The sequence below is a fragment of the Mucilaginibacter sp. genome (genome assembly GCF_039925265.1).
Lineage (GTDB): Bacteria > Bacteroidota > Bacteroidia > Sphingobacteriales > Sphingobacteriaceae > Mucilaginibacter.
The window spans coordinates 49891-65673 of sequence record NZ_JBDSZG010000037.1 but is presented as its reverse complement, the minus strand read 5'-3'; the positions used below and the strand labels follow the sequence as shown (position 1 = coordinate 65673).

Here is a 15783-nt window from a genome sequence, read left to right as displayed (position 1 = left end):
ACTGTTGTAAACGCAATTAATATCAACCTATTAATGAAAACAAATCTACGAACACTATGTCCGCTGTTTTTGTTGGTCACCTTACTGACAGTCAACCCTCGTGAAAGATCTTATGCACAGGTGGCCAAGTTACCCACCAAATGGACGAAGGCTTCGATGGCGTCCAGTCTGCCATTACCAGAGTATCCAAGGCCTCAATTGCAACGTAGTGACTGGCTGTGTCTGAACGGAAAATGGGATTATGTGGGTGGGGCATCCGCCGCCAACGCACTTAATCCACCTAAACCCATAAACTTTGACGGTAAAATTGATCATATACTGGTTCCCTACTGTCCCGAGTCTGTCCTTTCCGGAATTGAGCGAAAGCAAGAAATCAACATGTGGTATCGAAGGAGTTTTGAGATCCCTTCCGGCTGGAAAAACAAGCAGGTCATTATTCATTTTGATGCTGTTGATCACGATGCCAGCATTTTTATTAATGGAAAAAAAGCCGGGACACATGCAGGTGGTTATGACGCATTCAGCTTAGACATTACTTCCTTCCTTAAGAAAGGAACGAACAGTCTGATTGTAGCCGCTCACGACCCGAATGACGGGCGTACACCTTCCGGTAAGAACGGACCGCGCGGAGATTATACATTTACATCAGGCATATGGCAGACGGTATGGCTTGAACCGGTAAGTAAAAACTACATTAAAGATGTTAAGTTGTTGCCTGACTTGGCCAACAGTCGATTAAAGGTATTGATTAAAGCCGAATCCGGACAGGTTTCAGCTATTGCCCTCGATGGTAAAAGGGTTGTTTCAGAAATTCAGGGAGTGGCCGGCACTTCATTTTATATTCCGATTCCAAATGTTAAGACATGGTCGCCTGACACACCATTTTTATACGATCTGAAACTTACGTTACAGGACAAAAACGGTATTGTCACCGATCAGGTAATCAGTTATTTTGGCATGCGCGACGTTAAACTTGGGAAAGTGGGCGGTGTTGTCAGGCCTTTAATAAACAATCAATTTGTGATGCAGGTCGGTTTGCTGGATCAGGGTTACTGGCCGGACGGAATATTAACCGCACCCACCGATGAAGCGCTAAAATACGATCTGGAATTCACCAAAAGAGCCGGATTTAATCTCATCCGAAAACACATGAAAACCGAACCCAAGCGGTTTTACTACTGGGCAGACAAATTAGGTTTACTGGTTTGGCAGGATATGCCTGCGATCTGGTATCAGCACGAAGATACGGTTGCAACCAGAACCGCCTTTCGTAAAGAGCTTAAGGCAATTATCGACGACAACTATAATTCCCCTTCTATCATCACCTGGGTACCTTTTAACGAAAACTGGGGTGCATTTGACGTCAAGCAAATTACGGATTGGGTTAAAAAATATGACCCGTCACGTTTGGTCAATGGCAATTCAGGCTTTAATAATAATCCGGAGTATCAAAAGGCAGCCGGAGACCCCGGCAATGGGGACTTCTTGGATACGCACATTTACATTGGACCTGAAAATGCTTCACGGCCGGATGCAAAGCGGGCTGCTTCATTAGGAGAATATGGTGGGATCGGCCTGTTCGTCAGGGGACATATGTGGCCTGTAGAGAATAATGCTTATGGATACGAGCCAACGAAGTCAGCGCTGACTGATCGTTATATACTTTTAATGGATCAGGTAGAGCAACTCATGAAATACAAGGGGTTGAGCGTAGCCGTTTATACGCAAACCACTGATGTTGAACATGAAGTTAACGGCTTATTGACTTATGACCGTGCCTATGAGAAAATGGAAGTCGAAAGGATCAAAGAGGTAAATCAAGCGGTCATCAGGGAAAGTAAAAAAATGAAATAACATCTGAAAAATTGAACCGGTTATAAAAAAGATAGCAAACCTGATTTGGCTACAAATAAACCAGTTTCGATCACATTTCAAATTACCATTATAAAGACATTTGGGCTGTCAGTGCTTGCAAAAATCTAAATTCTATTGCTACCAGATAAAAAATTAAAAAGTTGTAAGGTTTAACAATTGTCGCCGATTAAGTAATAAAACGGATCAGGTATTTAAATTATTACTGATCACCCTGCAGCGGAGCTAACTAAATCGGTGAGGTGCTTTATACTGAGGAACTTGGAGGTTTTATGGACTGGTAAGAGAGGGTTAAACTAAAAAGCAATGATGATCTGCAAACATAAAGGCTTGTTTGGCAACATGATTAAATGCTGAATACGAAACATCAACACTTACCATAAATAAAAGAACTATGAGGACAAAAGATAAAGTTCAAACATCGGCACCTAACGATGTGGCACCGCACCTTTGGGTCGATCAGTATGCAGATTACCTGTTTGCTTATGCCTGCCTAAGAATAGACGATAGTGAGCTGGCAAGAGACCTGGTACAGGATACGTTTTTAGGGGCGCTGGAACGCTTGGAGAAATTTGACAGGCAATGCCTTGAAAAAACCTGGCTCACTGCCATACTGAAGAACAAGATCTTCGACGTTTACCGGAAAAAGGCATCAGGGCTGAAAAGGCAACCCCTTTTAACCGCAACTGCGCCGGATAGCGACGAGTTCTTTGACCAGGAGGACGGGCATTGGAAAGAAGAGCATTGTCCTGCCTCGTTTGCGATAGAGCAGCCGGATGCGCTTCAAAATAAAGAGTTCCAGGGCGTGTTGCAATCATGTATGAAAAAGCTTCCGCCGTTATGGGCATCGGTTTTTACGATGAAGCACATGGATGATGAATCAAGCGAGACGATCTGTACAGGACTCTGTTTGACATCATCTAATTATTGGGTCATTATTCACCGGTCAAAGGTGCACCTGAGGTCTTGTCTACAAAAGAATTGGATGTGATGAAAGATTATGAAAAAGCTAAACGAGCAAGAGATAAAGAAGATAGCGTACAACTGTAAAAAAGCTACTTTTCTAATTGAAAAATAGCAATCAGGAACGATTACACTTAAGGAAAAATTCCAACTGGAATTGCATCTGAAAGGTTGCGAGGTATGCAACATCTTCCAGAAACAAAGTGCGCTGATCAACAGATTTGTCAAAAATCTGATCCTGCCAGAGCGACATGAAGTCAAATTAGAAGAGGGTTTTAAAGAAGGGCTTCAAAAACGAATTAATGAAAAGCTGGAAAAAAAGTAAACTGTCAGAAACGGGTATTTCCGGATCGGGCGAAAAAAAATCGAATTACAAACTACTTAAACAAACAATTATGAAAAAGTTAATCTATCTATTAGCCATCTCTGCATCAATAGCCGTGCAGTCATGCGGAAACAATTCAGGAAGTTCAACAGGCACTTCAGACACTACGGCGACTATGGCCGATTCGGCGGCTACATCCGCCCCCTCTTCAGCAGAAGCGACTTCTGGTGATACTACTGCTGAAAACAAAGGCGCGTCTGCACAGACCAGCAGTACGGACATTAAAGGCATCGTTTGGAAAGAGCTCCAGAAGTTGCCCCTTGCAGCTGATCCCTCGAAGGAAGAAAGCATTGGCGTCGCGGTGATCCAGCCGAGCGCACCGGCAGAGCGGCATAGTCACGCGGAAAACGAGATTGGTTACGTTCTCGCGGGTGAGTCACTTCTCGAAGTTGAGGGAGAGCCATCGCGTACGATCAAAGCTGGAGACAGTTTCGCGATCCCGGCCGGCAAGATCCACCGTGCCAAACCGAGCGGGAGCGTACCGTTCAAGGTGGTCGTAACCTACATCGTTGTCAAGGGGCAACCGCTGGCACAGCCCGCAAAATAACCTACTGCTGTTAATATCAATTAAACCTGCCGAATAAACTAACTGCGTCCTTTTAACTAACCTGATCATAGTTTATGTTATCATTTATTTTTTCATTTACTGCCAGTTTAAGTTATGGAACGGGAGACTTTATCGCCGGCCGCACCGCCCGCACATTGCCCTCTGCGCTGATCGTATTACTTACGCAGGGAACACAGGCGGTCCTTATTTTAACACTAGCACTGGTAAGCGCACAACCGTTCATGCTGGCCGCGTTGGTTTGGGGAATCGTTGGAGGTGTTGCTAACGGAACTGCCTATATGTTGTATTACCGGGCATTAACAATGGGCAAGGCGGGCGTAGTTGCACCTTTGGTTGCATCGGCCTCAGCAATACCTGTAATAATCTCGATCGCGAGCGGAACTATCCCGAATGTATTTGTATTAGCGGGTCTGATCATTATATTATTGGGAATCATTGGTACGACCTACGCACCACGAGCCGAAAGTGATGAAACAATACCGATGTGCCGTGGCGTGGTCATGCTGGTACTTTGGAACCATCCGCGAATGGTTTTCCGACCTGCTACCTGCCTGCTGTTGGCGATAGGTGCTGCGATCTGCTTTGGTGCCGCATTTACCATTGCCGACCACGGTGTTAATGTTGCAGGTAAAAGTATAAACTGGATGATCTGGGGATTTCAACTCGGCACACTGCCTGTTACGATACTTTCCATGCTTTCTGCCGAAGTGCCCTGGAAGAAGTCATTGCGGAATGTATCTATTATTAAGGCATTGTTGGTGATCATGTTACTAAATATGGCCGGAGACATCCTGGTCGCTTATGCGTTTCGTGACGGTGTACTCGGGATCGTCAGCGTCCTTGGTTCCCTGGCACCGGTGGTAACAACAGTCCTCGCAGCATTAGTGCTGTCGGAACGGCTTACGAACCGCCAGAAAGTGAGCGCATCCCTTATTGTCGTCGGGGCGCTAATCATCGCCTATTATCAACGATAGAACTCATAACATAAAAATCAATCCTTAAACATTAAAAAAAGTAAGATGAAAGCAATTAAAACTTTGTTAGCGATCACACTGGTTACAGCAGGCATAGTATCCTGCTCGGAAGAAAACAAGAAAAGTGAATCTGCTGCTGCAAACACTCCGCAGGAAAAGCAGTATGCCGTATTTGACGCTAACGACAACCTCATTCGTCCCAAAGACTATAGATCGTGGATCTTTATGGGCACCTCCAGTACACCGAAGTCAGAAGATCCTAACGTCATTTTTCCTGACTTTCAAAATGTATACATAGACCCCGTAAGTTTTGCTTATTGGAAAAAACACGGTGAGTGGCGAGAAGGAACCATTATCGTAAAGGAATTGCTTCGTGCAGGTGATACTAATTCATCTGTTGGTCGTGGTCATTTCCAGGGTGCACATTTCGAGGTAGCTGCGCAGGTAAAGGACAGCAAGCGTTTCCCTAAAATGCATAACGGCTGGAACTATTTTGGCTATGCAGATTTTAAAAAGAACAAGCTTAATGAGACCTCCATGCCATTGGGGGTTAAGTGTTCCAGCTGTCATAATACTACCGCTGTAGACGGCGATGTGTTTTATCAATTCTATCCGGTTATACAGGCAGCGAAAGGTTATGGAGATGGAAACCCGGAAAATGAGAATACCCGCCTGGGACTGGTAGCGGATTATAAATATAAGGCCGACGTTATTGACTTCGTCAAAAAGCAGAAGTAATCGGTTCACAAACGCTGCTTCAAACCATGGAACCTAAATTTTACGAATCTTTAACAGTTCGTCAGGGAGCTATTGGTACGATCATTAACCAGGACGATCTCTTTAGTACGGTTCCGGAAAACTGGGAGATCGTCCTTACGGATATACGCAGCTCATCAGCTGCTGTCGCCTACGGAATGCACAGGACCGTTAACCTGATCGCCACGGGAAGCATTGTATGTGTTTTGAATATCGCGCATGAACATCATATAATGATCCCATTCTTTTTTGGTGGTGATGGCGCGACTTTCCTCATCCCAGGAGTGCTGGTCGAAGAAGTTGTGGAAACTTTGCTGATTTACCGTGAACAGATCGAGAATAATTTTGGATTGACATTAAGAGTAGGCCACACATCCGTAGCAGAAGTTTATGCCGCCGGCCAAAAACTTAAGATCGCTAAGTATAGTAATTCACCAAAATTTACGATACCTGTGATTATTGGAAACGGGCTGACTTACGCAGAACAACAGATAAAGGGTACAGATACATTACCGTTTATAAAGAACTCTGGCCGGTTTGAGGTGAATTTAAGCGGCTTGCAGTGCCGTTGGGATCAGATCTCCCCACCCTGCGATGATAATGAGGTCGTCACGCTGCTTGTTTCCGCTGTTCAAATGAACGACCAGGGAAGCGCCTTCAGTAAGGTATTGACCGAACTGGATAATATATATGGAATTCCTCAGAAACGGCAGCCGATCTCTGAGACGAAGTTGCGGATTAATTCCACCATTAGCGACGTAGGTCAGGCTATGCTGGTCAGGGTCGGCACGCAAAAATGGTATACAGTGCTCAAGGAATGGCTTTCGGTCGTTTACGGTTATGTCTATTTCCGGACGCGCAGTGGGAAAACCTATCTGACTACGCTGGTTGAAATGTCGGATACACTCGTACTGGACGGAAGAATAAACACGGTCATAACCGGTAACGGGAAACAACGGGAACGCTTGCTCGCCGCTTTAGCGGATATGGAGAACAGTGGCGAGATCCTTTACGGTATCCACGTGAGCCAGGCTTCGGTCATGTCCTGTTATGTGCCGGATCAAAAGGATGGTCATATCCATTTTGTGGATGGCTCCGGCGGCGGATATACACAAGCATCCCGAATGCTGAAGGAAAAGGTCAATCATTAAATCAATGCCAACTTAAACATAAAAAATAAAGAGGAAACCATACGGAAACTTAATTAATTATAAAACCATGAAACCAATCAAAACATGGGTGCTAGCCATTCTGACCTTTCTAACATGGCAACATGCAAGTGCACAGGAACAGTTATCACAGGCGGGATATTATCGTGCTAATTTCGGCAGTTTCCAAATTGTGGCACTGTCTGACGGAACAGTTCCTGTTGAAGCAAAGACCATTTTACTTCCTAAAGACCCCGGTGTCTTAGCGCAACAACTAAAAAAAGCTGGTTTGGCAAGTACTGTTGAGATATCAATAAATGCCTATCTTATTAAAAGCGGGTCCAGACTTATACTTGTAGATGCAGGCTCGGGAGATCTTTTCAAACCCTTTGGAGGGCGACTCGTAACAAGTATAATGACAGCAGGATACCGACCGGAGGATATCAGCGATATACTTATTACTCATGTCCATGTTGATCATAGTGGTGGCTTAAGTCAGGATGGAAAATTAGTTTTTCCAAATGCCACCATCCATTTAAGTCAGAAAGAACTCGATTTCTGGAAAGTCCACGAAACTTTGCAAACCGGTGAAGCGAAAGGCATCACGCTCAACAGACCAGCCTACTTAAATCTTAAACCTTATCTGACGGCTAATAGGATAAAGGCGTTCAGCAGCGCATCAGAAATCATTCCCGGAATAGCCGCAATTGAGAAACCCGGACATACCCCAGGTCATACTGTATATGCTATCGGATCCGGCAAACAAAAAATGATCTTCTTTGGAGATTTAGTTCACATAGAGCAGGTACAGTTTTACGATTCATCAATCCCTGATGAATATGATTTTGATAAGCAAAAGGGTGCTACACAGCGAAACGCTACCTATGCGGAATTTGCGAGGAAAGGATATATCATTGCCGCGGCTCATGTATCTTTTCCGGGAATAGGGAGAATAATTGCTGAGGGTAATCATTATAAATGGCTGCCGGTTCCTTACAGCGTCTTGGGGAAAATTGAGTAAAATCTGCAAATAGCGGAAATAATATGAATAACACTTATGGTATGACTATTCCCCGGGAAACTGAATTACAAACATGAAAAATAAAGAGGAAACGATGCGTAAACTGATCAACGCGGTCGCCTTTATTTTTAAAAATGAAGGTTATGCCGGGCTTGGGGTGAACAAAGTGGCGCGGCAGGCTGAGGTCAACAAAAAACTGATCTACCGTTATTTCGGCAGTTTCGAACGGTTGATCGAAGCTTATGTCGTGGAAACGGATTATTGGATGCGGTTTGCCGATCATATGCGGGAGCTGAAGATACCGGAAAATGCACCGGACATGCAGCGATTGCTGAGCCAGGTCCTGCAAAATCAATTTTTATATTTTCAGGAAGACAAGGAAATGCAGCAGCTTATTCTTTGGGAGCTGTCCGCCAAAAGTGATCTTATGAAAAGTATTCATAACACACGGGAAACCATGGGTAAGCAATTCCTGGAAATGAGTGACCCCTATCTGGAAAAGAAAGGGGTAAATTTCAGGGCTATCGCAGCGTTACTGGTCGGCGGGATCTATTATATGACGCTACATATGCGGTATAATGGCGGTATGTTTTCAGACGTTAACCTGGCTAGTGATCGCGGTCGGCAGGATATTTTAAATGCGATCGATCAGGTTGTCCATATGGCATTTTTAGCGGAGGATCGATAGTCTTTTCAAGTTTCAGGTTCTACCAAATAACGCCCCGTATTTTCACCTGTCAGCTAATATTAGGAAAACAAGAAGCATTTTGGGAATTATCCACTACCAGCGAAATCACGCGCAGCATTCGCAAAAACGTGTAATACACGCGGCAACAATTTTTATTGCTTACTATGACCTTATCCTGGTTTCGGCAATTGTTTAATAAGATTTAATTCGGAGATTTCGGGTAAATTAATACCTGTAAAAACGATATCGACATTTTTCAGAAGTACAAATTCTGTCACAGCAGTTTCCGGCTTTACTGTCCAGCAAATAACTTCTAAATCATAAATCCTACTGATATAATCGATTAACTTGTTGATAGCATGTTTTTCAATATCAATTGAATAACAATTCATACTATCAATTAATTGTATCAAATAAGGTCGAAAAATTTATCACCGCCGGTGTTACTTGCTACGACTTCCGTGAAGGTATCCAGTTTGTTTGTCAATTCTGCCAGCTCATTCAGGTAGTCTGCAAATTCAATCATACCGTACACAATGTTCGTGCAATGAATATCATAACCTTGGTTATTAAAAGCTTTTAATACAGGAAGGTGGGGATGTTTATAAGTTTCATGCAATCCGGCCGAGATTGCAGCCTGTGGCTTATCCGAACGTGTCACAAAATCCCAGAAGGGCGCATGGTAATTAACAAATGCGCCATGATGCGGAACCTGAGCAATTTTTAAATGCTTCTTTTGAAGGTTAACATGGATATTTTCTTTCATTAGCCTAGCGAACGTCACACACTCACTATCCGACGTCAAAAGGTAATAATTATCGCCAATGGTGATTTTAAACATCGTTGAAAGGTGATTTGCACTTGCGCTGGCTTTGGTAGGATTTTTAACAGGCTGCAGGTCAACGTCCTTCATGTAAATCTCGGCCTCCGTTTTACTTGGGGAGAGACATTTCATCCTGACTTCGTCTGTAAGGTCTCTGACAGTGCCCTCAATGATAAAGTCAATCTTTTTAATTATTTCAGATTTTACAAGTTCATCAACTTTATCAAACATCTTTTGCAACTCACCCTTGGCTTTGGTTCCTGCTTCTAGTCCGTTCAGATATTTATAATAATCGGAAGCCAGTAAATGAACCGTATGTCCGAAGCTTTTAACTATAATTCCCTCCTTGGCAATCCAGGTCAATAGTTCCGTCATACCTGAATAATGATCTGTATGGGGGTGCGACAAAATTATAAATTCTATCTCTTTGTACTTTTCAGCTTCAATGTGTTCCAGTACAGGATTTTTCCCGTATTTACGATTGCAATCTATAATTCCGATTTTTCTTTGGTCTCCGTCTTCCCATTCAAGTAAGATAGAATCGCCCTGACCGACATCTTTAAATGTAAGCTTCATATTTCTATTTGCTCTCTATAAAAAATGCATTACCATCAAGGCCTTTGAAAAAATCCGGCTGCTCGAAAAGATCCGACCGGTCTTTCTTTTCCTCAAAAACATCCATTCTGCGTGCACCGGGTTTTGAATTTATGTGAATTCTGACAAAAATGCCGGCTTCCACCTTTTCAATATTTCCAAGCAGTTTTTTATCAAATTTCCTTAGCTGAAAAGTTGGCTTTTCATCATTCAAGCGGCAGTTTATAAAGACACCTTCATCTGTGACGTTAATAATCTCACCAAAGAGTATGTCCTCAACATAATACGGTTCACCTGAAATTGTGGTTATCAGGTCGTCGATGTTTTTTGAGAAATTATGATTTTCCAGATCAAAATCTGTTTTTTGCCAAGCTTCAACACGGGTTGGCGTTAACTCGATATAGTCGAGTATGGTAAGTAATTCTTCCTGTTGATGGGTGTCTTTTGACCAGATCACCAGGGTATAATCCGAATGTGGCGGAATAATACTCTGAACCCATTGTGCAGACAATTCGGCATCAAACGTTGGTTTATAATACAGGTCAAGGAATAATAGCTTGACTGTTTCCAATGGTTTTTCCGGGAACCTGTTTTTATCTGTGGATGCATCAAAAAACACCGTGCCCGTGTGCCTGTCTTTCAGGACATTTTCCAAAGGCGTAATTTCACGTTTTATATCGTCGACAAAGGCAACCTGCGGTCCGAGTAACATCTATACCTCCTGATTTTTATTAAAAACTAATTCAACTATTGCACCCGTATATTTTTCATCGAGATCAGCTTCAGCATTATCTGTAAATATCTTCAGCTTACCATATTTCATCATAATCGTGTCGATCAGATACATGCCAATGCCAATACCGCCCTCTTTTCTTGAAAAGAACGGTGTCACTATCTCAGATATAGTGTCTTTAAAGCCCGGACCGTTATCTGCAACAATAATCTTAGCAAAGTCACCTTCTTTCGCTACTTTAATTAAAATGGATTTATCTTCTTTGTAAACGTTATCAAGCCAGTAAATGCTGTTGTCTATCAGATTCATCAGCATTGTAACCAGATAGCGTTTGTCACAATTAACCGTTTGCAGTTCGTCTTCATAAATTTGCTCAATATTTATTTTTCTGATCTTCAGTTTAAGCTGATAATTGCTGAGCGCCTGATTTACCGCATCTTTTATTTCGACCGGCTTTGTCCCGGATTGTTTTAGCACCGAGAGAATACCTGAAACATAGTCATCCAATTCCTCTACCTGATTTCTAATGCGCTCGGTATCTATGGGGTCGCCGTTAACTGTTTCCTCCATTCTGGGAACCAGCTTCTCAATTTCATGTAAAGCGACCGAGGCCGTCATGCCGACACCTGCGGGAATTAATAGTGTTTCCTGCGCTTTTTCGTAGTCGTTTTCAATCTGTGATGCCTGTTCAAGTAGTTTTTGCTTTTTGCTTTCGTCGTCGATCTCTGCATCATTGATGAGCGCAACAAAGTTTGCTATTCTATCCGTAAACGACTGTCCGTTATCTTTTTTATTGAGCCTTATCCATTGTTCCCGGTCTTTCAGCCTTTCGGTTTTAAACTGGGTTAGTATAAACTCTACGACTATTTTAAACAGATCAAAACTTTCATTTTTAATAAAACCTTCACGATTTGTTTTCTCGATCAGCGAGCCCGAGCCGGCAGCATCAAGGTAGATAAATCCGATATTCTGGTTATTGGAAAACCAGGTTTTATTATTCACGCGCTTTATGTCGAGTCCGAGCCAATCATTTCCGGGTTCGCCGTAGTCATAAACCCGTAAATCATTCTTAAACACTTTAATCCCGAATTGTTCTTTAAGGGTTTTCTTCAGGATATCCGGAGTATATGTAACATCTTTTAATGAAGCGGAATCCATATCATATGAGTAGAGCTCAATCATGACTGAACCAAATGAGAGTGCTTCCTTTGCCTTCGCTTCAAGGATTTCTTCAATAACACTATCGTCCAGGCCTTTATCTTCGTAATATTTCCGGAACATAGGGCGGATCATACCGAGAATGTTTTTGTCATAGGATTTGTCATCCTTGATTTTTCGTCCGCCGGCCGTCTTATTGTTGGCAAGACTGAATTCGTAATCAAAAGTGAAATTATAATCTTTATCCAGGATAGCGACAAGTTTATAGGGAGCTTGTTTTAAAAGTTCATTGATATCCGGGAAGCGGTCAAGCCAGTTGTTGTTAAAATTAAGGTCAATCTTAAACTCATCGGGGTCGTTTTTAGGCGAGACCATCGATACCGTGTGCCGCTTTAATTGCCTTGCCATACCTCTGTTCCAGACTTCTTTAAGACCGGACACTTTTATGTAGGTTCCGGTATCATTTTTAAAGTAAAAACTTTCGGGGTCGGTATTTTTATAATAATCGATTTTTACATCGGACAAATATTTCGACTGCGTAAAAATCCGCCAGTTAATTTCAAGATTAATCTCATAATCAAGTAATTCCTTCCGCAGAAATTTACCGTTCTCATCCAGGATAATTTTGCCCGGGCGGCTTATTAATTTTATGACATTTCCAAGTTTATGTACGGCAAATCGCCCCACGCCCTTTTCACCCATAGGCACCCTGTTATAAATCGGGGTCCGGATAATTGTGCGTTTACCCTGTTGGTCAACTGATTTCCGGAAAGCCGTACCTGGTTCAAGCCAAACGTTCTCCAAGATTTGATCTGTCATTCCGATACCTGAATCTTTGACGATAATGGTCGCGTTGGCCAGATCAGTAATATTGTTAAAATACACATTGACACTTTTGGAATCGGCATCATAGCTATTTTTTACGAGTTCATAAATTGCCATTACGGGATCCTTGATCAGTTCCTCACCGAGTAAAGTCAATATATGTGCTTTAGGTTTAAAGCTTACATTTCTGGCCTCTGAATTATTTGAAACCGGCAAATCTTCATCGGATGTTACCGATTCCGAGTCATCAAAAGGCTGTTCCGGAAATTCGTCCGCAGCCGGAACATATTTAATCAACGCATTTGTATCATCACGTGTAAGATCAAGTTCACGTAAAAATAAGTCCTTTTCTACTTCGCTTCTCAGGATAAATCCTTTATAGTCAATCTCATTTTGCTTTACAATGACTACCAGATCGTCTTCATTGAAAGATTTGCCGAGACGGGTAATGCGGTACTCGTTTCTGGTGCCTGTACCGTAATATTTGAAACAGCAAGTGGTGGTCTGCCCGTCGAACCATGTAAGTTCCACAAACTGTTCCCTGTTCTGGCCTTTTACACCCGGCGTATCAAATATAAGCCGGTAGGCGTTTTTCGGAACGTACAACCCGGCCTGATGCGCTCCGGTAGTTCCGGCGTCATTGGGGCTTATAAACTTGCAAAAGCTGACTTCACCATTTTTTACGGTCGCGACAGCAGCTGATAATTCATCAGTCATATTTTATGATAAAGCAATTGAAAGTTAAATATATTAAAACAAAAGCGGAGTTGCACTATAATGATTCTGCCTGCCATTCACAAGGTCGATAAACCCTCTTAAAGACATCAGGCCTTTTTGTTGTTCAGCACTGTAGGTGCCGAACAGTGGTGCCGGAATCACAAGCTGTAAATTATTTGCTTTCATTTCCTCTGTCTGATTACGGCTAATTGATGGCTCAAGTGTGATAAGATGCTTGTTCGGGATTTTCGCTGCCTCAGACAGTACCTGGCGCCAACGGTCTTTAGCCGTTGTTTTCAGGCCAAGCATCGTCAGTAACTCAGGATTAAAGCCAGCTTCATGATAATACCGTATCCCGGGAAATACAAAATCTGGCTTGTTATTGCGTTCAGTTACGGCACCATGGGAATAATGCACCCTGTTCAGGCTGAACAAAATTGCAATATTATTTTCAAACGAGAAACCGGCTCTTGCTTTTCTCCGGTTCTGGATGCTCAGTGAAAGCTTAATGAATTCTTCCACGTCTGTACCGTCAGGGCCAAATCCCTTTACTAACTGATCCTTGACAATAACTTTTTCAAGTGTTTTGAAAAGTAATTCTTCGCGTTCCAGCCATGCCATCAGAGTTTCATCGGGTTCCTCCACGGGAGAAACATATTTTACGGTCGAACGGGCATATGCTGAAAACTCCTTTGTAGTCGGAAATACTTTGCCAAATTTGTATAGCAGTTCGTCCAAGAAATCAGGCGCAGTTTCATCCTGCTCCATACCGAGTGAGGAAAGGATATACCGTCCGGCAAAACCCATATCCCTTTTGTCGCCTGTAAGATCACGTACCATGAATTTATTGGCGGCTTCTTCCATGCCAAACAACCACAGCAACTGTTTTTCAGAAGTAGAATTCTGAGGGGCGACAATTACCGCCAGCTGATCTGCGCCGGTTTTTCCAACAACAACAAGATCATTTGAATTTGCCGAAGCCAGCACTTCATTGGATGAATAGTAAAGCCGGAATTCGGTACGGGTCGGATGATTTTCCCTGGCATCGTACCAGGTCATGAAGCCGTTTGCTTCAAGCAACTTATCTTCGTCGTCCGAGAGAAATATAAATTTGGTTTCAAATTTTCGTTTTTCTGATCCGAAGATTGACCGGAATTCATTTATCCCGTTGAACTCATGCTGATTCGAAGCATCAGGCGCGACCTCCACCTGACTGAGCCTTTTGACACCAACGCCTGAAAAAAAACGGGATAACGGACTTGCCATCTATTTTTTTAATTGCAGTAAGTTAACTACCTGTTCGCCAACCGCCTGTATCAGAGGCATAACGACCGAGTTCCCGAACTGACGATAAGCCTGGGTATCAGAAACAGGTATTTTTAATGATTTGGTTTTGCTTTTTGTATTTATCGGCCAGATAGGATAACCCTGAAGCGCGGCAGCTTCCTGCGGTGTTAGCCTTCTTGGATTTTTACCCTCTTCCTGCGGAATAAGTATTTCCGCGCCGTCTTTATGGTAGCGTGCGCTTATCGTTCTCGTTACGCCATCGAGGTTAACAAGTCCGAAACCAAAACCATTGCCTTTTTCACGGTGTTTTTTTGCGTATTCGTTCAAGTATTTCCAGAGATGATCGGTCAAGGTATATTTCGTCGAAACTTCAGCCTGAAGGATATTCCGCGCAGTTTGTTTTTTCTCCGGGTATTTTATTGTGCCGAAATCGAACTTCACATCTTTACCGAAAACCTTTTTGTCGAAGCCAACCATGAACGTGCGTTCTCTGTGTTGCGGAACAAAGGCTGCGCCATCAATCACTTTCGGATCAAAGGAATAATCCAGGTCGAGAAGTGTTTGTTTTATAATTTTGAAAGTATTTCCCTTGTCATGGCTGACGAGGTTTTTAACATTTTCGAGGAAAAATGCTTTGGGCCGGTGTGTTCGCAGGATATCTTCAATATGGAAGAATAGATTTCCCTGTTTCTCATCCTGGAAACCATGCAGTCTGCCTAAACTGTTTTTCTTGGAAACGCCGGCAAGAGAGAATGGCTGACAAGGAAAACCTCCGCACAGGATATCGAATTTTTCAGGTATATGTGCCTTTACTTCCGGACTGGTAATATCTCCAAAAGGATAATCACCATAATTCGCAAAATAGGTTTGTTTGCTGTATTTGTCCCATTCCGATGTAAACAAACATTTGCCGCCCAGATTTTGCAATGCCATTCTGAAACCGCCGATTCCTGCGAACAGATCAATAAAAGTGAATTTAGGGTCTCCTTTTACAGGGTTCGGAAATGGAACAGAATTACTGTGGGTGATCGTTAATTGAATTTTTTTATAAAGATCGTCGACAGTAACTTTATCTGTCAGGTGAGCATATTTTTCAAGCAGTTCTATTGCATCTCTATAAACAATATCTTTGGTCGAATGATAGTGACTGAGCAATGCCAGATCAAATTCGTCAGGTATAGATGGTAGTTTTTTTATTTTATTTCCTTTGAGTTTTGGTGCTTTCAGTTCCGCTTTTTCGTTCATTTCTAATACACAGTTTGCAAGAGCAA

13 protein-coding genes are annotated in these 15783 nt (G+C 42.7%); 8 read left to right on the top strand and 5 right to left on the bottom strand.

Annotated features, from left to right (window positions below):
- Nucleotides 1–33 precede the first annotated feature (33 nt).
- From ABIX36_RS17215 to ABIX36_RS17180, 8 genes are all read left to right on the top strand, one after another.
- Nucleotides 34–1854 carry a sugar-binding domain-containing protein gene (locus tag ABIX36_RS17215; RefSeq protein WP_348083405.1) on the top strand — a complete coding sequence of 607 codons (1821 nt, stop codon included), beginning with the start codon at nt 34–36 and terminating at the stop codon, nt 1852–1854.
- A 412-nt stretch (nt 1855–2266) separates the two neighbouring features.
- Complete coding sequence (locus ABIX36_RS17210) at nt 2267–2863, top strand: sigma-70 family RNA polymerase sigma factor (RefSeq protein ID WP_348083404.1); 597 nt, start codon at nt 2267–2269, stop codon at nt 2861–2863.
- 274 nt (nt 2864–3137) lie between these two features.
- Nucleotides 3138–3767: a cupin domain-containing protein gene (locus tag ABIX36_RS17205; RefSeq protein ID WP_348083403.1), complete on the top strand. Its 630-nt coding sequence runs from the start codon at nt 3138–3140 to the stop codon at nt 3765–3767.
- Nucleotides 3768–3841: 74 nt separating this feature from the next.
- Nucleotides 3842–4762, top strand: a complete 921-nt coding sequence (locus ABIX36_RS17200; RefSeq protein WP_348083402.1) for a DMT family transporter — start codon at nt 3842–3844, stop codon at nt 4760–4762.
- A 63-nt stretch (nt 4763–4825) separates the two neighbouring features.
- Complete coding sequence (locus ABIX36_RS17195) at nt 4826–5500, top strand: cytochrome P460 family protein (RefSeq protein ID WP_348083401.1); 675 nt, start codon at nt 4826–4828, stop codon at nt 5498–5500.
- Nucleotides 5501–5526: 26 nt separating this feature from the next.
- A complete protein-coding gene (locus tag ABIX36_RS17190; protein WP_348083400.1) occupies nt 5527–6669 on the top strand; it encodes a DUF3095 family protein in 1143 nt (380 codons plus the stop codon).
- Between the two features lie 67 nt (nt 6670–6736).
- Nucleotides 6737–7687, top strand: coding sequence for an MBL fold metallo-hydrolase (locus ABIX36_RS17185; RefSeq protein WP_348083399.1), 951 nt, complete (start codon nt 6737–6739; stop codon nt 7685–7687).
- A gap of 73 nt (nt 7688–7760) precedes the next feature.
- The gene (locus ABIX36_RS17180; RefSeq protein ID WP_348083398.1) at nt 7761–8375 is read left to right on the top strand and encodes a TetR/AcrR family transcriptional regulator; all 615 of its coding nucleotides are present in this window, start codon (nt 7761–7763) and stop codon (nt 8373–8375) included.
- A 409-nt stretch (nt 8376–8784) separates the two neighbouring features.
- Here ABIX36_RS17180 and ABIX36_RS17175 read toward each other — a convergent pair whose 3' ends face one another.
- The 5 genes from ABIX36_RS17175 to dcm are packed head-to-tail and all read right to left on the bottom strand — an operon-like array spanning nt 8785 to nt 15757.
- On the bottom strand, nt 8785–9774 hold the full coding sequence (locus ABIX36_RS17175; protein ID WP_348083397.1) for a hypothetical protein: 990 nt from the start codon (nt 9772–9774) through the stop codon (nt 8785–8787).
- Nucleotides 9775–9778: 4 nt separating this feature from the next.
- Nucleotides 9779–10504, bottom strand: coding sequence for a hypothetical protein (locus tag ABIX36_RS17170; protein ID WP_348083396.1), 726 nt, complete (start codon nt 10502–10504; stop codon nt 9779–9781).
- Nucleotides 10505–13225: an EcoRII N-terminal effector-binding domain-containing protein gene (locus tag ABIX36_RS17165; protein WP_348083395.1), complete on the bottom strand. Its 2721-nt coding sequence runs from the start codon at nt 13223–13225 to the stop codon at nt 10505–10507. It abuts the gene before it with no gap.
- Between the two features lie 33 nt (nt 13226–13258).
- Complete coding sequence (locus tag ABIX36_RS17160; RefSeq protein WP_348083394.1) at nt 13259–14491, bottom strand: type II restriction endonuclease; 1233 nt, start codon at nt 14489–14491, stop codon at nt 13259–13261.
- Nucleotides 14492–15757 carry a DNA (cytosine-5-)-methyltransferase gene (gene dcm, locus ABIX36_RS17155; RefSeq protein WP_348083393.1) on the bottom strand — a complete coding sequence of 422 codons (1266 nt, stop codon included), beginning with the start codon at nt 15755–15757 and terminating at the stop codon, nt 14492–14494.
- Between the last annotated feature and the right edge of the window lie 26 nt (nt 15758–15783).